The sequence below is a fragment of the Streptomyces sp. NPDC007162 genome (assembly GCF_040634175.1).
Taxonomy (GTDB): domain Bacteria; phylum Actinomycetota; class Actinomycetes; order Streptomycetales; family Streptomycetaceae; genus Streptomyces.
The window spans coordinates 1-17,791 of record NZ_JBEYFC010000040.1 but is presented as its reverse complement, the minus strand read 5'-3'; the positions used below and the strand labels follow the sequence as shown (position 1 = coordinate 17,791).

15 protein-coding genes are annotated in these 17,791 nt (G+C 69.7%); 8 read left to right on the top strand and 7 right to left on the bottom strand.

What is annotated here, in order from left to right:
* Window positions 1-427 precede the first annotated feature (427 nt).
* Both ABZ646_RS07400 and ABZ646_RS07395 read right to left on the bottom strand, forming a co-directional pair.
* Window positions 428-1,717 carry a citrate synthase gene (locus ABZ646_RS07400; RefSeq protein WP_132886925.1) on the bottom strand — a complete coding sequence of 430 codons (1,290 nt, stop codon included), beginning with the start codon at window positions 1,715-1,717 and terminating at the stop codon, window positions 428-430.
* A 178-nt stretch (window positions 1,718-1,895) separates the two neighbouring features.
* Window positions 1,896-4,184, bottom strand: coding sequence for an ATP-dependent RecD-like DNA helicase (locus ABZ646_RS07395; RefSeq protein ID WP_360513982.1), 2,289 nt, complete (start codon window positions 4,182-4,184; stop codon window positions 1,896-1,898).
* A gap of 115 nt (window positions 4,185-4,299) precedes the next feature.
* Between ABZ646_RS07395 and ABZ646_RS07390 the strand changes: the two genes are divergently transcribed.
* On the top strand, window positions 4,300-4,677 hold the full coding sequence (locus ABZ646_RS07390; protein WP_360513979.1) for a nuclear transport factor 2 family protein: 378 nt from the start codon (window positions 4,300-4,302) through the stop codon (window positions 4,675-4,677).
* Between the two features lie 254 nt (window positions 4,678-4,931).
* Here the strand turns inward: ABZ646_RS07390 and ABZ646_RS07385 are convergent, their stop codons facing one another.
* From ABZ646_RS07385 to ABZ646_RS07375, 3 genes are all read right to left on the bottom strand, one after another.
* A complete protein-coding gene (locus tag ABZ646_RS07385) occupies window positions 4,932-5,774 on the bottom strand; it encodes a DUF2690 domain-containing protein (RefSeq protein WP_360513976.1) in 843 nt (280 codons plus the stop codon).
* Window positions 5,771-6,532, bottom strand: a complete 762-nt coding sequence (locus tag ABZ646_RS07380; protein ID WP_360513973.1) for a peptidoglycan-binding protein — start codon at window positions 6,530-6,532, stop codon at window positions 5,771-5,773. The genes ABZ646_RS07385 and ABZ646_RS07380 overlap by 4 nt, the downstream gene beginning before the upstream one ends.
* A gap of 149 nt (window positions 6,533-6,681) precedes the next feature.
* Window positions 6,682-7,176, bottom strand: a complete 495-nt coding sequence (locus ABZ646_RS07375) for a hypothetical protein (RefSeq protein WP_360513970.1) — start codon at window positions 7,174-7,176, stop codon at window positions 6,682-6,684.
* A 261-nt stretch (window positions 7,177-7,437) separates the two neighbouring features.
* Here ABZ646_RS07375 and ABZ646_RS07370 point away from each other — a divergent pair, with 261 nt between their 5' ends.
* Entirely contained in the window at window positions 7,438-8,031 is a 594-nt protein-coding gene (locus ABZ646_RS07370) for a hypothetical protein (RefSeq protein WP_360513967.1), read from the top strand.
* 1,424 nt (window positions 8,032-9,455) lie between these two features.
* Here ABZ646_RS07370 and ABZ646_RS07365 read toward each other — a convergent pair.
* Both ABZ646_RS07365 and ABZ646_RS07360 read right to left on the bottom strand, forming a co-directional pair.
* Window positions 9,456-9,671: a DUF397 domain-containing protein gene (locus ABZ646_RS07365; protein WP_360513965.1), complete on the bottom strand. Its 216-nt coding sequence runs from the start codon at window positions 9,669-9,671 to the stop codon at window positions 9,456-9,458.
* Between the two features lie 6 nt (window positions 9,672-9,677).
* Window positions 9,678-10,517, bottom strand: a complete 840-nt coding sequence (locus ABZ646_RS07360) for a helix-turn-helix transcriptional regulator (RefSeq protein ID WP_360513962.1) — start codon at window positions 10,515-10,517, stop codon at window positions 9,678-9,680.
* 180 nt (window positions 10,518-10,697) lie between these two features.
* Between ABZ646_RS07360 and ABZ646_RS07355 the strand changes: the two genes are divergently transcribed.
* The 6 genes from ABZ646_RS07355 (at window position 10,698) to ABZ646_RS07330 (ending at window position 17,721) form a co-directional block, all read left to right on the top strand.
* Window positions 10,698-11,102 carry an ATP-binding protein gene (locus tag ABZ646_RS07355; RefSeq protein ID WP_360513959.1) on the top strand — a complete coding sequence of 135 codons (405 nt, stop codon included), beginning with the start codon at window positions 10,698-10,700 and terminating at the stop codon, window positions 11,100-11,102.
* Window positions 11,103-11,249: 147 nt separating this feature from the next.
* Window positions 11,250-12,035 (top strand): VOC family protein, encoded by a 786-nt coding sequence (locus ABZ646_RS07350; RefSeq protein ID WP_360513956.1) that lies wholly within the window; start codon window positions 11,250-11,252, stop codon window positions 12,033-12,035.
* A 135-nt stretch (window positions 12,036-12,170) separates the two neighbouring features.
* Entirely contained in the window at window positions 12,171-13,061 is an 891-nt protein-coding gene (locus ABZ646_RS07345) for a ferredoxin (protein ID WP_360513953.1), read from the top strand.
* 187 nt (window positions 13,062-13,248) lie between these two features.
* Window positions 13,249-14,274: a LacI family DNA-binding transcriptional regulator gene (locus ABZ646_RS07340; RefSeq protein WP_360513950.1), complete on the top strand. Its 1,026-nt coding sequence runs from the start codon at window positions 13,249-13,251 to the stop codon at window positions 14,272-14,274.
* Complete coding sequence (locus ABZ646_RS07335) at window positions 14,271-15,794, top strand: sugar ABC transporter ATP-binding protein (protein WP_360513947.1); 1,524 nt, start codon at window positions 14,271-14,273, stop codon at window positions 15,792-15,794. The genes ABZ646_RS07340 and ABZ646_RS07335 overlap by 4 nt, the downstream gene beginning before the upstream one ends.
* A complete protein-coding gene (locus tag ABZ646_RS07330) occupies window positions 15,784-17,721 on the top strand; it encodes a substrate-binding domain-containing protein (protein WP_360513944.1) in 1,938 nt (645 codons plus the stop codon). The genes ABZ646_RS07335 and ABZ646_RS07330 overlap by 11 nt, the downstream gene beginning before the upstream one ends.
* Window positions 17,722-17,791: the final 70 nt, after the last annotated feature.

The window sequence follows — 17,791 nt, the reverse complement described above, 5'->3', positions numbered from 1 at the left end:
ACAGTGGTGTGAACGTAACCATCGAAGGGGTTCGAAGGTCTAAGTTGGCGATGTCAGAGAAGCGTCTTGGGGGGCGCTGACCTGGCATCTGGGGATGTCTTGGGGGACTTCCTCAGAGATGCGTTGCCGGGGCACGTACGGCGGGAAGCTTTGAGCGGCCCTCCCGTGCCGTACGGGTCCCGGCAGATCGCACCGCATCACTGGTAGCACGACACGTAGTACGGCGGGCGGTGCCCGTTGTGCTCAATGCAGCGATTCAGGCGCTGCCATACCGAGCGCCCGGCCGGATCCCGTGGGGGGAATCCGCACCGGGACACGGGAAGGCGCCCTGGTCGCCGGCCCGTGGGGGGACCGGTGCTCCAGGGCGCCTTCTGCTGTGTGCGAGGCGGGGGCACCGCGCTGGACGGCGCCCCCTCGGAGGAACGTGTCAGCGTTCCTCGACCGGGACGAAGTCGCGCTCGACGACGCCCGTGTAGATCTGGCGCGGGCGGCCGATGCGGGAACCCGGCTCCTTGATCATTTCCTGCCACTGGGCGATCCAGCCGGGCAGCCGGCCGAGGGCGAACAGGACCGTGAACATCTCGGTCGGGAAGCCCATGGCGCGGTAGATCAGACCGGTGTAGAAGTCGACGTTCGGGTAGAGGCTGCGCGAGACGAAGTAGTCGTCGGAGAGCGCGTGCTCCTCCAGCTTCAGGGCGATGTCCAGCAGCTCGTCGGACTTGCCGAGGGCCGAGAGCACATCGTGCGCGGCGGCCTTGATGATCTTGGCGCGCGGGTCGAAGTTCTTGTAGACCCGGTGGCCGAAGCCCATCAGGCGGACGCCGTCCTCCTTGTTCTTCACCTTGCGGATGAAGGAGTCGACGTCGCCGCCGGACGCCTGGATGCCCTCCAGCATCTCCAGCACCGACTGGTTGGCGCCGCCGTGCAGGGGGCCCCAGAGCGCGGAGATGCCGGCGGAGATGGACGCGAACATGTTCGCCTGGGACGAGCCGACCAGCCGGACCGTCGACGTCGAACAGTTCTGCTCGTGGTCCGCGTGCAGGATCAGCAGCTTGTCCAGGGCCGAGACGACGACCGGGTCGAGCTCGTAGTCCTGGGCGGGCACCGAGAACGTCATGCGCAGGAAGTTCTCCACGTAGGAGAGGTCGTTGCGCGGGTAGACGAACGGGTGGCCGACCGACTTCTTGTACGCGTACGCGGCGATGGTCGGAAGCTTGGCGAGCAGGCGGATGGTGGAGAGGTCGCGCTGCTTCTCGTCGAACGGGTTGTGGCTGTCCTGGTAGAAGGTGGACAGCGCCGAGACGACCGACGACAGCATGGCCATCGGGTGGGCGTCACGCGGGAAGCCCCGGTAGAAGTTCTTGACGTCCTCGTGCAGCAGGGTGTGCCGCGTGATCTCGGTCTTGAACGTGGTGAGCTCGTCCACGGTGGGCAGCTCGCCGTTGATCAGCAGGTACGCCACCTCGAGGAAGGTGGAGCGCTCCGCCAGCTGCTCGATCGGGTAGCCGCGGTACCGGAGGATGCCGGCCTCGCCGTCGAGGTAGGTGACGGCGGATTTATAGGCAGCGGTGTTGCCGTAGCCGCTGTCCAGGGTCACGAGACCGGTCTGGGCGCGGAGCTTCCCGATGTCGAAGCCCTTGTCGCCGACGGTGCTGTCGACCACCGGGTAGGTGTACTCGCCGTCGCCGTACCGCAGTACTACTGAGTTGTCGCTCACGTCTTCCCTCACCGACGTAGTGCCTCATCTTCGAGGTGCCCTGACTGTCTCTACCATCCCCCATTTGGCTCAGGAGAGTGCACTCGGGGTCGACCATTGGGCCTATCGACGGCACTCAGTGCCGCCAACCTGCTCATCCTGCCCCCTTGTTTCCCCATCTGGAAGTGCCTTGTGACCTTCACGACTCATTTGATCGATCATTTTTTGCGAGGCGGGACGTCGAGAGCCTGAAGTCCAGTGCCGTACAGCGCCGACCTGCCGACACCGTGCGCACCGCCTGGCCGATCGCCTTGCGCGAACCGACGAGGACGACCAGCTGCTTGGCCCGGGTGACCGCGGTGTAGAGCAGGTTCCGCTGGAGCATCATCCACGCCCCGGTGGTGACCGGGATCACCACCGCGGGATATTCACTTCCCTGTGAACGGTGGATGGTCACCGCGTAGGCATGGGCCAGTTCGTCCAGTTCGTCGAATTCGTACGGCACCTCCTCGTCCTCGTCGGTCAGCACCGTCAGGCGCTGGTCGACCGGGTCGAGCGAGGTGACCACACCCACGGTGCCGTTGAAGACGCCGTTTTCGCCCTTGTCGTAATTGTTGCGGATCTGGGTGACCTTGTCGCCGACCCGGAAGACCCGCCCGCCGAACCGCTTCTCGGCGAGACCGGGGCGGGCCGGGGTGATGGCCTGCTGGAGAAGTCCGTTGAGCGCCCCGGCCCCGGCGGGCCCGCGGTGCATCGGCGCGAGCACCTGCACGTCCCGCCGGGGATCGAGCCCGAACCTGGCCGGAACACGGCGGGCGGCGACGTCGACCGCGAGCCTGCCCGCCTCCTCCGTCTCGTCCGCCACGAAGAGGAAGAAGTCCTTCATGCCGTCGGTGACGGGCTGCTGCCCGGCGTTGATCCGGTGCGCGTTGGTGACCACGCCGGACTGCTGGGCCTGCCGGAAGACCCGGGTGAGGCGGACGGCGGGGACCGGGCTGTCGTCGGCGAGCAGATCCCGGAGCACCTCTCCGGCGCCGACGCTGGGCAGCTGGTCCACGTCCCCGACGAAGAGGAGGTGCGCGCCGGGCGGTACGGCCTTCACCAGCTTGTTGGCGAGGAGGAGGTCCAGCATCGAGGCCTCGTCGACCACGACCAGGTCGGCGTCGAGGGGCCGGTCCCGGTCGTACGCCGCGTCCCCGCCGGGCTTGAGTTCCAGCAGACGGTGGACGGTCGACGCCTCGGCACCGGTCAGCTCGGCGAGCCGCTTGGCGGCACGGCCGGTGGGGGCGGCGAGCACCACCTTGGCCTTCTTCGCCCGCGCCAGCTCCACGATCGACCTGACGGTGAACGACTTGCCGCAGCCCGGGCCGCCGGTCAGCACGGCCACCTTCTCCGTCAGGGCCAGCCGGACGGCCGCCTCCTGCTCGGGGGCGAGGTCGGCGCCGGTGCGGTCCCTCAGCCAGGCCAGGGCCTTGTCCCAGGCGACGTCACGGAACACCGGCATCCGGTCGTCGCCCGTCCGCAGCAGCCGCAACAGCTGGGAGGCGAGGGCCACTTCGGCACGGTGGAAGGGAACCAGGTAGACGGCGGTGACGGGTTCGGCGTCCGGTCCGGGACCGGGGAGCCGCTCCCGTACGACGCCCGGGTCCGCCCCGTCCTCGGGCTGCGCCGCCAGCTCGGCGAGGCAGTCGATGACGAGACCGGTGTCGACCTGGAGCAGCTTGACCGCGTCCGCGATGAGCCGCTCCTCGGGGAGGTAGCAGTGGCCCTGGTCGGCGGACTGCGAGAGCGCGTACTGCAGACCCGCCTTCACCCGCTCCGGGCTGTCGTGCGGGATCCCCACCGACTGGGCGATCTTGTCGGCGGTGAGGAACCCGATGCCCCAGACGTCGGCGGCGAGCCGGTAGGGCTGGTTCTTCACGACGGAGATGGACGCGTCCCCGTACTTCTTGTAGATCCGCACCGCGATCGACGTGGACACCTCCACGGTCTGGAGGAAGAGCATGACCTCCTTGATCGCCTTCTGCTCCTCCCAGGCGTCGGCGATCTTCTTCGTCCGCTTCGGCCCGAGGCCGGGCACCTCGATCAGCCGCTTCGGCTCCTCCTCGATGATCCGGAGGGTGTCGATCCCGAAGTGCTGCGTGATCCGGTCGGCGAACACCGGCCCGATCCCCTTGACCAGCCCCGATCCCAGGTACCGCCGTATCCCCTGCACCGTGGCCGGCAGCACCGTCGTGTAGTTCTCGACGGTGAACTGCTTGCCGTACTGCGGGTGCGACCCCCAGCGCCCCTCCATCCGCAGCGACTCCCCCACCTGGGCACCGAGCAGCGCGCCGACGACCGTGAGCAGGTCGCCGGCGCCCCTGCCGGTGTCGACGCGGGCGACGGTGTAGCCGTTGTCCTCATTGGCGTAGGTGATGCGTTCGAGCACGCCTTCGACGGTGGCGAGCCGCCGTTCGCCGGTGGGGGTCCCCGTCTGCTGAGCCATGATCCGACGGTACTGGCGGGGACTGACAGCCGGGGACGGGGTGCGGATTTCCGGCCGCCGGCGTCCTTGCCCCAGGTCTGGACGAGGCGCGCGAAACGGCTGGTATTACTGGGGCATGCAGGAAGAGATTGCACGCTCCGCGATCGACACGTTCATCTCCGCGTTCAACGCCTCGGACGACAGCTATGTGACTGCTCTGCTCTCCCAGGCTCTGACCTCGGACGTGGTGTTCTGGGGGCCGTTGGGTCGCAGCGAAGGAATCGCGGCGGTCGAGCGGTTCGTGCTGGACATCCGGCACCACCCGGCGGGGACCGGCACGATGGTGCGCTGCTCGGCGGTGGACATGCCCGACGAGTGGGCCCGGTACCAGTGGGTCTTCACCACGCCGGACGGAGGTCCCCGCCTGGCGGGAACGGACGTCGTCCATCTGCGGCGGAGCCTCATCGACCAGGTCATCGTCTTTGCGGGGGAGATCGAGCCGTTCGCCTCCTGAGTCATCCGCGTGTCCAGCCTGTCCGGCCGGACTGGGGAACGAGCGTGAAACTCGCCCGGGTGAGCGTGTCCGTCGCTCCGTCGGGGTGGTCCACCCGGCGGCCGACACGGCGGGGGCAGCCGCCGCCGTCGTCAGCGTGACACCCAAGACGGCAACGGCCGGCAGGATTCGCCGACGGGCCACTCATTCCGACGGCGACCGGCCCCTCCCACAGCACGGATTCGAGCCCTCCCTGCCGCGACCGGAGGCCGTGGTCACGGTCGGCGCGCGGTGTAGCACGTGGGCGGGCCGCCCGACGGTGAGGTCAGACATGCCCTCATGGCGCTGCCCCGGCCGGCGACGGCCGCCAGGCCGGTGTAGACGAACGGGTCGGTGTCGTGGGCGTGCGCGACGGTGACGCGCTGGGCGGGGCGGTCCGGGGTGGTGAAGGTGAGGGTGGAGCCGGCGGGGGCGTTCCACACTCTGGCCCAGGCCGCCCGGCAGAGCGGGTTGTAGCGTATTTCGAGCCCGACGCCGGCGGGTGTCTGCACGTGGAGCAGCGTCTTCGGTTCGACTCCGCACAGCACCGGCCCCGGGTCCTTGCCGTCGCACGCGGTGCCCGTGCACCCGACGTGGAAGCCGGCGGAGGCCCTGGAGGCGGCCCGGCCCGCTCCCGGCAGCAGGAGGACGCCGGCGCAGACGCCGAGCGCGGCGATCGCGGCGGCGCCCCCGGCGAGCCACTTGCGGTGACGCCGGGCCGGTGGTGCGTCCGCGGTCCCGGGCGCCTGCGGTCTCCCGGTCGGGGCGCCGTCGACGGACGTCGCGCGCTCCGGTGTCCGCCCCGCCGGCGGAGCCGCACCTGTCGCGGTGCGCCGGCTCCAGGCCGCCTCCGCCAGTTCCCACAGCGCCCGGATGCCCGGCTCGGGCTCGTCCGCCAGCCGGCACAGCACGCTCACCGCCGGCCAGGGCGGCAGGGCGCGTCCGGCCAGCCAGCGCTGCCACGAGGACTTGCTGTAGGCGGACTCCGTCGCCAGCGCCGACAGCGTGAGCCGGGAACGGTCGCGCAGTGCCCGCAGGCGGGTCGCGAGCCGTTCGCACTCGGGCGGGATCCCCGTCATCCGCGCAGCGCCGCCCAGGTACGCGGGCCCACCTGGCCGTCGACGTCCAGGTGGTACCTCTTCTGCGCGGTGATGACCGCGGACTCGGTCAGCGGCCCGAAGTTGCCGTCCACGCCTCCCGGGGAGATGCCGGCCCGTTGCAACAGGCACTGCAGTTCGGCGACTTCGGGGCCCGACATGTCGACCTCGAGGGTGTCGCTGCTGGTGTCGCTGTTCCCGGCGTACCACGAGCCGTGTCTGCGCACGTCCTTGCAGGCGTAGTCGATCGGACGGGCCACCGCCGCGGTACGGGGGGAGGCGGTCGGGTGCTCGCTGTGAACCGCCGTCAGCACCGCCACCGCGACCGCCGCACCCGCCACGGCCGATGCCGCGGCGGTCAGGTACAGCCTCGTACGCGTCACCGGACGTCGGACGGGGCGCGTCGCGGTGGTCGCGGGCAGCGGTTCCGGGGCCGCCGCGCCGTGGTCGTCCGACTCCGCCCCGGACCGGTCCCGCTGCCAGGAATCGGCTGCCGTCTCGTGCAGCGCCAGCAGCCGGGCCGGGTCCGTGCCGGTGACCGCCGCCAGCGCCTCGACCGCCGCCTTCGGCGGCATCAGCCGGCCGCTCAGGTAACGCTCCCACGAGGAGGCGCTGTAACCGGTCCGTGCGGCCAGCCTGGGCAGGCTCAGGCCGCTGTCGTCCTTGAGCCGACGCAACTGCCCCACGAACTCGACCCCGACGGGATCCATCCCGCCGGGCAGTTCCTTCCACCGCGCCATACCCCGCCCCCATCCCTCCCAAGACGCCCCCGTTCAGCCGGAGATGGTAGCCGGGCCGGGTGGCCGGAACCGTGCCGGACGGACCTTGGTGTGTCGTGGGAGGGGAGGCGGGGAGGCGGAGCCCGAGGGACGCCGAAGCGTCACTCAACTCAGCACTCGTTGTTCGTGCCCGACGCCCAGACGGGGCTGCCGCCCTGGTTGTAGATGACGAAGTTGCCGTCGTTCTGCACGTAGGCGTAGGCGTTCGCGTTGGAGCCGTTCTCGTGCCACATCTGCTTCCAGTAGGAGAAGTCGGTGGTGAACCGCTCCCACAGGGTGATGCCGCCACCCGTGAACTCGATGTACGCGTTGTTGGCGCCGGTCCTGGAGACGTAGGTGTTCGTGGACCACAGCACCTTGCCGCTGTTGCAGTACAGCACGAGGTTCCCGTCGGACTGCCAGTTGAGGTGCACGGTCGTGGACGCCCAGGAGTGCGCCGCGGCCTGGTTGAACTTCACGTCGTTGCTGAGGTCGATGTACTTGCCGAGCGAGTCGGCCTGGGCCGACGTCGTGAACCCGAGCGACAGCACGCCCGTCGTCGCCAGTGTCGCGGCTCCCACCGTCACCCGTCGCAGGAACGCGTTCCCCGCCCTGAAATTGCGCATGGTCATCCTTCGTGAGGAGTGTGTCGCGGTCGTTCCGAGGCTTCCACGACGCTCCCGGGGACCTCGATCTCCGATCGGCAGCTGACGAGATCATGGCGCGGTACGGCATCTGACGTGGGACTTTCCCACCGGGGATGACGAGGCCCCGGGACGGACTCACCGGGACTTCGAGATGACTCCGGTCCTGGAGAGGTCGAACATGGAACCACGATCAAGTGTCGGAGCGTCTAGGCTGCCACGGTGGTGCATGACTTTCTGGGCGTGAGTATCGACGTGAATGCCTTACTGTGGCTGGCTTCGGCGGTCCTGCTCGGACTAGGAGCCGGACTGTACTCGCGTCACAAGTTCAAACAGGGCAAGCACTTCTCCGCAGTCCAGTTGCAGGACTTCGCGGACGGCATGCGCCGCGAGTTGTTCAAGTCCGGCATCGTCACTACGCCGACCCCGAGGATTCAGGGTGTCGATGGTTTCAGGATGCAGCTTTCCGCCAAGGGAATCGAAGAATCGAGAATGGAGCGCTTGATGGCTGCGGCTGAGGAGCCTCGAACGGTCAGGAACTACCAGGCGGGCGTCATCCAGATCGGTGACCAGAACCAAGCCAGCCATGTGAACACCAACTTCAGCGCCGATCCACATCCGCTGCTGGCGCAGCTCGTTACCGCACTGGTCACCGCGTCTCGGGACACGGCCGTACAACCACAGTTGCGTGAAGCGGCTGAGCAGGCAGCGACAGAGCTCCGAACGGCGGACGAGTCCCGCATTCCGCTGATCCTGGAGCGCGTTCGCGGATTCGTCAGCGTGGCCGCGACCGGGTTCGAGGCAGTCCGGCCGATCCTGGACGCGATCACTCGCTGAGGACACAAGGCCCCCGGACACCTGTCAGGGCCTTCGCCGAGAACTCCTTACGACCCTGTCTCGCTGCGAAACTCCTGGCGGCACGTCGCTTCGTCGCGTCCGGTCGCGCGCTCTGCCGGCATCGTTGCAGTCGCCGCGCGCTGCGCCCCGCCCTCGGTCTTGGCTGAGGACGGGGCGCGCTACGCATACTGACCCGGCGTCAACAGACCCTCGCGTCGTCGGTCTCCTGAGGGACGTTGTACTGGTTGTACACGAACCTCACCGCTGCGAAGTGGTCGAGGCAGCCGGAGTAACCCGGATTACTCCAGAACTCCTGCTGTGACGTGTTGTACCACGGAGGAGTGCCTACGCAATTGAGGTTCGAGGCACCCACAGGCCCACATTCCTGGAGCGTCACGGTCCAACCGCTGTGGCTCGCGCGGAACGAATCCCACACCCACAGATAGCTGAAATACTCGTCACACGACCGGGAGTAGTACTGCTTCAACGAGGCCGCGGTCTGACCTCCGACAGTCACATAGGCGGTTGGCCCCAACTGTGTGACATCGGAGCATCCAGACGGAGTGGCGGCACTTGCGCTGCCCGTGAAGCCCACGACCGGAGCAATGGAAATAGCTGCGACCGCGACACCTCGCGAGACCAATCGACGTATCAAGCTTCCCCCTCTGGCGACTGACACAGACGAACTGCTGGAGACGCTACGGACACGGGTCCTCGAACCGTCCTGGTTTCGTCCTAATGCCAGGTCAGGCTGGCGGTCGGCGTTGCTCGTGACGTGGGAGGAGGGCAGGGCGGTGGGACGGAGGGCCATCCCCCGCAGTCTGGGCGGCGATGACGGCGGGCCGCCGAGGGCCACAAACAGAGAGCCGCCCACCACGCAAGGCAGGTTCGAAGTGACCGATGCCGCTCACCCGGTCACAGCCCGGGGACCGGCTCAGGAACTCCTGGGCCGTCGCCCCCAGCGCAGCTGGCTGAGGACAATCAGGAGCAGCCCGGCAAGCAGGAGGGCGTTCCCGCCGAAGAAACGAGTTCCCCAGGAGACGCTCGGCAGGACTCAAAAGTAGAAGAGGCTCTGCGAAACAAGCGAGATGCCGATGAGCAGGGCACCAAGGCCGTGGAGTTGAGGCCTGGTGACGTGGCGGCGCGCCGTGGGCATAACCCACCCTGTCCGGAGCGTGACGATTCCCAACGTGATCGCCAGCAGTCCCAGGAACGTGTCCGTTCCTACCACCCACGCCATGGTGTCGCTCCGCTCCGATCGCAAGAGCCGGGAACGCCGGCAGCGCCCGGCCCGAAGACCTTCACATTGTCGCTGGACCCGGTGTCGGATGACCATGCCCAGGGCCATGCGATCTCCGTCGGTCTCTGTCACCGTCTGCGCGCCATGTGCGGTGGGCAGAGGGGAGGGCTGGTCATCGAGCGGGTCACGGCACTGCAGGGCGCGGCGCCTGACGTCCCGTCGACTCCCCGGACTTGATCTCCGCCACGAAGGCAGCGAAGGCTCCCGCCGGGAAGGTGAGGATGGCGCGGGCGGGGGCTTTGGAGTCGCGGACGGCTGTGCGGGTGGGGGTGGTGGCTATCTCTACGCAGTTGTTGCCGTCGCCCTCGCCTGAGTAGGACGACTTCCGCCAGTTGTCCATGGGGCCTCACAGCTCCTTCAGCAGCCGATTGATGAAGTCGCGCGACCGATCCGGTTCGAGCGATACACCCTCCACTTTATGGAAGCGTGTTCGATACGTGTTGAGTTGGGCTTGGGAATCAAGGAAGACCGAGCCATGGGGAGCGTCGCGCGAGACCGTGTCCAGCTTGGGCACAGGTCCACCCACGTACGTCATCGTGCTCGACGCGACAGCAAAGTCATCCAGGTCGAAGGGGATGATCCGCAAGGTGATGCGATCCGATTCGGACAGCTCCAGGAGCCGGATGAGTTGAGCCCGCGCGACGGCACGGTCACCGACCCGGATGCGCAGTGCAGCCTCGTGGAGCACGATCTCGTGCGGGAAGTTGACCTTGGTCTGGCGTGCCATTCGGTGACTGACACGCAGCTCGAGTTCCGCACGTGTCAGTTCTGGGAGCCTGGACGAAAAGACCGCGCGAGCGTACTCCTCCGTCTGAAGCAGGCCCGGCACATACAAGATGGCCACATCTTTCTGGAACGCAGCATGGTGGTCGAGTTCCGACAGGTCCATGAACGAGGTGGGCAGGAGGCCCCGGTACTCCTCCCACCACCCCTGCGTCCGATCAGCGGCCATTCCTACCAGGGCATCGATGAACTCCCCATCCGTACATGCGTAATGGGACGCCAGTCGGCGCACCCGTTCCTCGCTCACCCCCGTGAGCCCCAGCTCGATATGGCTGATCTGGACCCTGTTCGCTCCGAGAAGGGCAGCCGCCTGCGCACCGGTCATGCCGGACGCCTCACGGAGCCTGCGCAGCTCAACTCCCAGGCGCACCTGACGGGCTGTCGGCTCACGCCTCTGAACCATGAGTTGCTCTCCTCTTTCGGGGGGCCGATCTCCCGATCAGCTTGCCACGGGTAACAGATTACCCCTACTGTCAGTGACGCACTGCACACGCAGCGGAAGTGCACCGCCCCGTCCTCCAAGGACGGCGCGGCAACGCCACCCTGCGTGAAACCCCCTCGACACCCCCGGAGTTGATGACGCATGCCCGACGCCTGGGAGTACACCCTCTCCATCCCCAACGACCTCCGCGCCGTCGCCGTCAGTCGCCACACGCTCAGACTCGTCCTCACGGCGCACGGGCTGGCCCACTCCCTCGATGTCGCCGAACTCCTCGCCACGGAGCTGGTGTCCAACGCCGTACGACACACGAAAGGCCCCGCCGCCCTGCGCGTCCGCTGGTCGCCGCCCGGCACCCTCCGGATCGGCGCGTGGGACGCGGACCCCGAACCGCCCGAGCCGCCGGTGCCCTTCGAGGGGCGCGGGGAGGTGGAGGAGGGGCGGGGGCTGGCGCTGGTGCGCGCCTGTTCGGATCTGTGGGGCTGGCAGCCGCTGTCGCGGTTCGGCAACCGAGGGAAGTACGTGTGGTGCGAGTTGGCCGCGGCGTAGGCCCACGAGGGCCCGTGGTCCGCATGCCGCAACGCGCCCCCGCAAGGTGAGCCGGGCGCAGGACCCCGGCCGTTCCGGTGGCGGGAAATCGCCGATACGGTGATGGTGGGCGGCGGGGAACATTTTCGCGCGCAGGGAGAGCTGCAGATGCCCGAGATCACCGCTCCGTACCCGACCGGCACCCCGTGCTGGGTCGATCTGATGGCGAAGGACCAGCAGGCGGCGCTGGACTTCTACCGTGACCTGTTCGGCTGGCAGGGCGAGGTCGGCGGGGCCGACTTCGGCGGGTACGCGGTCTGTACGCTGCACGGCAAGCCGGTGGCGGGCATCGGCGCGGCCATGGCGCCGGAGGGGCAGCCGGAGCCGCCGACCGTGTGGACCACCTACCTGGCCAGCACCGACGCCCAGGCCACCCAGGACACGATCGTCTCGGCGGGCGGCACGCTGCTGGCCCCGGTGATGGACGTCGGTGGCATCGGCCGGATGCTGATCGCCGCCGACCCGCAGGGCGCGGTGTTCGGGGTGTGGCAGCCGGGCGAGTTCCACGGCGCGGGGGTGGTCAACGAGGCGGGCGCGGTGATCTGGAACGAGCTGAGCACCAGCGACGTACCCGGCGCCACCGGCTTCTACGGCGAGTGCTTCGGCATCGAGATCCAGCCGATGGAGGGCGCCGAGGGGAACTACTGGGCGCTGAACCTCGGCGGCCGGGCCGTGGGCGGCGCCGCCCGGCTCGGTGACGACCGGCCCGGCACCCCGCCGCACTGGCTCACGTACTTCGCGGTGGACGACGTCGACTCCACCGTGGACGCCCTGGTCAAGCGGAACGGCACGGTACTCGCACCGCCCTTCGACATGATGGCCGGCCGGATGGCCGTGGTCGCCGACCCGCAGGGCGCGGTCTTCGCGATCCTCAAACCCAAGCCGATGGACTGAGGCCCCGAGTCGACGGTCTGACGCACAGAGCAGCCCCGCGCCGAAAGCAACAGGTCCGGACCCCCTTCCGCTTCTTCTTCCGCCGGGGATACCCCTGAGGTGACCGGTGGTGGGGAAACGGAAGGGGACGGGGTCATGGCAGGAAGCGAACAGGGCGCGCACGGCTGGCAGGTGGACGCGCGCTGCACCAACTGCGATGCCGCGCGGCAGCTGGCTCCCGGGCTGATCGCCGAGGTGGGCGGCCGTTCGGCCGTGGTACGCCAGCCGCGCGACGCCGCGGAGACGGAGCGGTTGTACGCGGCCGCGCACGCCTGCCCCACGCGGTCCGTGCGGCCCCCCGGCGGTCGGCTGGACGCGGCCCGGGACCCGTTCCCGCTGGCCCTGGACGGCACCGTGGCGCTGTGCGGGCACAACTCCCCCCGCACCGCCGGAGCCAACTCGTACCTCCTGCGCCGACCCGGCGGCACGTCGATGATGGTGGACACGCCTCGCTGGAGCCCGGTCCTCGCCGCCCGCTACGAGGCGTCCGGCCCGGTCACCGACGTCCTGCTCACCCACCGCGACCACGCCGCGCACGGCCGCCGCTACGCCGACCGGTTCGGCGCCCGGCTCTGGATCCACGAGGGCGACCTCGACGCCGCCCCGGACGCCGACCGGGTGCTGCGCGGCACCGGGGAGACGCGGATCGCGGACGGCGTCCTCGCCCTCCCCTTCCCCGGCCACACCCCCGGCAGCGTGCTCTACCTGGCCGACGACCGGTACTGCTTCAGCGGGGACAGTTTCTACTGGTCGCGTACGACGGCGGACATCGAGGTCGCCGAGAGCGTCACCTGGTACTCGATCCGCGAACTGGCCGCCTCCCTGACCCGGACCGCGGACCGGCTGCGCTTCGAGTGGCTGCTCCCGGGCCACGGCGACCGCCGCCGCCTGCCCGGGGAGGAGACGACCTCGCGGCTGGAGCGGCTGGCGGCCCGCACCCGGGCGCTCCGGCCCCGCCCGGTCGACTTCGGCGCGGTCCGCTGGTGAGGGTCGCCGCAGTGGGCTGACCGTCGGGGGCGCCGTCGCCCCGGCGGCGCGCTCGGTCACGATTCGATTTCGGCCACCTCCACCCCCTTGCCCCACTCGCGTGTAATCGATTCCAATCCTCCGTACACGCAACCGTGTAATCGATTCCAAGCACGGTGCACGAGTTCCACGAGGAGGTGGAGCGGCGATGGCGAGCATCAAGGACGTCGCTGCCGCGGCCGGGGTTTCCGTCGCCACGGTGTCGCGCGTCCTGAACGACCATCCGTCGGTCAGCGACGACGCCCGCACCCGGGTGCTGGCCGCCGTCGCGGCGCTGGGCTACCGCCCGAACGCCGTCGCCCGTTCCCTGCGCACCGACCAGACCCGCACCCTCGGCCTGGTCATCAGCGACGTGCTCAACCCGTACTTCACGGAGCTGGCCCGCTCCGTGGAGGAGGCGGCCCGCGCCCTCGGCTACAGCGTCATCATCGGCAACGCCGACGAACGCCCCGAGCTCCAGGACCACCACGTACGGACCCTGCTCGACCGGCGGATCGACGGGCTGCTCGTCTCCCCCACCGACGGCGGCTCGCCGCTGATGCTGGAGGCGGCGCGCGGCGGCACCCCGATGGTGTTCGTCGACCGGTGGATCCCGGGCGTCGACGTGCCGGTGGTCCGCTCGGACGGCCGGGCCGCCGTCCGGGACCTGGTGGCGCACCTGCACGGGCTGGGGCACCGGCGGCTCGCGATCATCGCCGGGCCGGCGGCCACCACCACCGGCAGCGAGCGGGTGCGGGCCTTCCGGGAGGCCCTCGCCGAGTACGGCGTCCCGCTCCCCGAGGCCTACATAGGCCAGGGCGACTTCCAGGCCGAGAGCGGCCGGCGGGTCACCGAGGGCTTCCTCGACCTGCCCGAACCGCCCGAGGTGATCTTCGCCGCCGACAACCTGATGGCGCTCGGCGCGCTGGACGCGGTCCGGGCGCGCGGGCTGCGGGTGCCGGACGACGTGGCGCTGGCCGCGTTCGACGACATCCCGTGGTTCGTGCACACCGACCCGCCCGTCACGGCGATCGCCCAGCCGACCGGCGAGCTGGGACGCGCCGCGGTACGGGCGCTGGTCGACCGTATCGAGGGGCGGCCTCCGCAGTCCGTGACCCTCCCCGCCCGGCTCGTCGTGCGCAGTTCGTGCGGCGAGAACCGGGTCCCGAACGTTCAGAACAGGAGCCAGTCGTGAGCAACCAGGACGAGTTGCTGCGCATCGAGGGCATAAGGAAGTCCTTCCCGGGCGTGATCGCGCTCGACGGTGTCGACTTCGACCTGCGCCGCGGCGAGGTGCACGTACTCCTCGGTGAGAACGGCGCGGGCAAGAGCACCCTCATCAAGATGCTCTCCGGCGCCTACACGCCCGACGCGGGGCGGATCCTGGCCGACGGCGAGGAGGTGCGCATCCACGGCGCGCAGGACTCCGAGCGCCTCGGGATCGCGACGATCTACCAGGAGTTCAACCTCGTACCGGATCTCACGGTCGCCGAGAACATCTTCCTGGGCCGGCAGCCGCGCCGCTTCGGGGTGATCGACCGCAAGCGGATGGAGGCCGACGCCGAGGTCCTGCTGCGCCGGGTCGGGGTCGACGTGTCACCGCGGGCGCGGGTCAGGGAGCTCGGGATCGCCCGGCTCCAGATGGTCGAGATCGCCAAGGCGCTCAGCCTGGACGCGCGGGTGCTCATCATGGACGAGCCGACCGCGGTGCTCACCTCCGACGAGGTGGAGAAGCTCTTCACGATCGTGCGCCGGCTGCGCGCGGACGGGGTCGGGATCGTCTTCATCACGCACCACCTGGAGGAGATCGCCGCCCTGGGGGACCGGGTCACGGTGATCCGCGACGGGAAGAGCGTGGGCCAGGTGCCCGCCGCCACCCCCGAGGACGAGCTGGTGCGGCTGATGGTCGGGCGCTCCATCGAGCAGCAGTACCCGCGCGAGCGGGCGGACACCGGCGCCGCGCTGCTCACCGTCGAGGGCCTGACCAGGGACGGCGTCTTCCACGACGTGAGCTTCGAGGTGCACGCCGGCGAGGTCGTCGGGGTCGCGGGCCTGGTGGGCGCGGGCCGTACGGAGGTCGTACGGGCCGTGTTCGGCGCCGACCCCTACGACGAGGGGACCGTGAAGGTCTCCGGTACGGCGCTGCGGCGGCACGACGTGAACGCGGCCATGTCCGCCGGGATCGGGCTCGTCCCCGAGGACCGCAAGGGGCAGGGGCTGGTCCTGGACGCCTCCGTCGAGGAGAACCTGGGCCTGGTGACCTTGCGCAGGGCGACCCGGGCCGGGATCGTCGATCTCAGGGCGCAGCACGCCGCCGCCGAGCGGATCGCCGGGCAGCTGGGCGTCCGGATGGCGGGTCTCGGCCAGCACGTGCGCACGTTGTCCGGCGGCAACCAGCAGAAGGTCGTCATCGGCAAGTGGCTGCTCGCCGACACCAAGGTGCTGATCCTCGACGAGCCGACCCGCGGCATCGACGTCGGCGCCAAGGTCGAGATCTACCAACTGATCAACGAGCTGACGGCCGCCGGGGCCGCCGTACTGATGATCTCCAGCGATCTGCCCGAGGTGCTCGGTATGAGCGACCGGGTGCTGGTGATGGCCCAGGGCCGGCTCGCGGGCGAACTGACCGCGGACGAGGCCACCCAGGACGCCGTGATGGCGCTCGCCGTCAGCAACCCCACCATGACCGACAAGGAGGCCGCTCGTGGCCACTGACACGCTCAAGGGCAGCACTACGGGCGCCGGTGGCGTACGCCGGCTGCTCCTCGACAACGGCGCCCTCACCGCGCTGATCGTCCTCGTCATCGCCATGTCGGCGCTGTCCGGGGACTTCCTGACCACCGACAACTTGCTGAACGTCGGCGTCCAGGCGGCCGTGACAGCCATCCTCGCCTTCGGTGTGACCTTCGTGATCGTCTCGGCGGGCATCGACCTGTCGGTGGGCTCGGTCGCGGCCCTGTCGGCGACCGTGCTGGCGTGGAGCGCCACCCAGAACGGGGTGCCGGTCGTCATCGCGGTGGTCCTCGCGGTCCTGACCGGTGTCGCGGCCGGACTCGTCAACGGGTTCCTCATCGCGTACGGCAGGCTGCCGTCGTTCATCGCGACGCTCGCGATGCTGTCGGTGGCGCGCGGTCTGTCGCTGGTGATCTCCGGGGGCTCCCCGATCGCCTTCCCCGACTCGGTCTCGCACCTCGGTGACACGCTCGGCGGCTGGCTGCCGGTGCCGGTCCTCGTCATGATCGTCATGGGGCTGATCGCGGCCTTCGTGCTCGGCCGGACCTACATCGGCCGTTCCATGTACGCGATCGGCGGCAACGAGGAGGCCGCCCGGCTGTCCGGGCTGCGGGTGTCGCGGCAGAAGCTCGCCATCTACGCGCTGTCCGGGCTGTTCGCGGCCGTCGCGGGCGTCGTGCTGGCCGCCCGGCTGTCCTCCGCGCAGCCGCAGGCCGCCAACGGCTACGAGCTGGACGCGATCGCCGCGGTCGTCATCGGCGGCGCCTCGCTGGCCGGCGGCACGGGCAAGGCGTCCGGGACGCTGATCGGCGCGCTGATCCTCGCGGTGCTGCGCAACGGCCTCAACCTGCTCAACGTCTCCGCGTTCTGGCAGCAGGTCGTCATCGGTGTGGTCATCGCGCTCGCGGTGCTCCTGGACACCATGCGCCGCAAGGCCGGGGCCACCCCGGCGGCGCCCCGGATCGGCGGGAGCAAGGGGAAGCAGGCCGGGACGTACGCGCTCGCGGTGGTCATCACCGTGGCGCTGGCGGCCGCGACCTCCCTCCTGCACACGGGCTCCGGGTCCGCCACGCCGCGGGTCGGGCTGTCGCTGTCCACCCTGAACAACCCGTTCTTCGTGCAGATCCGGTCCGGCGCGGAGGCCGAGGCGAAGAAGCTGGGTGTGGACCTGACCGTCACGGACGCCCAGAACGACGCCTCGCAGCAGGCCAACCAGCTGCAGAACTTCACCAGTTCCGGACTCGGCGCGATCATCGTGAACCCGGTCGACTCGGACGCGGCGAGCAACTCCGTGAAGGCCGCCGACAAGGCGAACATCCCCGTCATCGCGGTCGACCGGGGCGTCAACGGCGCCAAGACCGACACGCTGATCGCCTCCGACAACGTCAGGGGCGGCGAGCTGGCCGCCAGGACGATCGCCGAGAAGCTCGGCGGGCAGGGCAAGATCGTGATCCTGCAGGGCCAGCCCGGCACCTCCGCCGCCCGGGAGCGGGCGCAGGGCTTCGCCAACGGGCTCAAGGCCTACCCCGGTATCCAGGTGGTGGCCCAGCAGCCGGCCGACTTCGACCGCACCAAGGGCCTCGACGTGATGTCGAACCTGCTCCAGGCCCACCCGGACATCCAGGGTGTCGTCGCCGCCAACGACGAGATGGCGCTGGGCGCGATCAAGGCGCTCGGTTCCAAGGCCGGCACGTCGGTGTCGGTGGTCGGCTTCGACGGCACCCCGGACGGCCTGACCGCGGTCAAGGACGGCACGCTGTACGCCTCGGTCGCGCAGCAGCCCTCCCAGCTCGGGAAGATCGCCGTGGACAACGCCCTCAAGGCCGTCCAGGACAAGAAGGTCGACCCGACGATCAAGGTGCCGGTGAAGGTGATCACCAAGGCCAACGTGGCCGGTTTCACGGGCTGAGGCACGGCCGAAGCACCGCAGAGGCACCGCTGAGGCGGCCGGGCCGTTCACTTCGGTGTGCGGCCCGGCC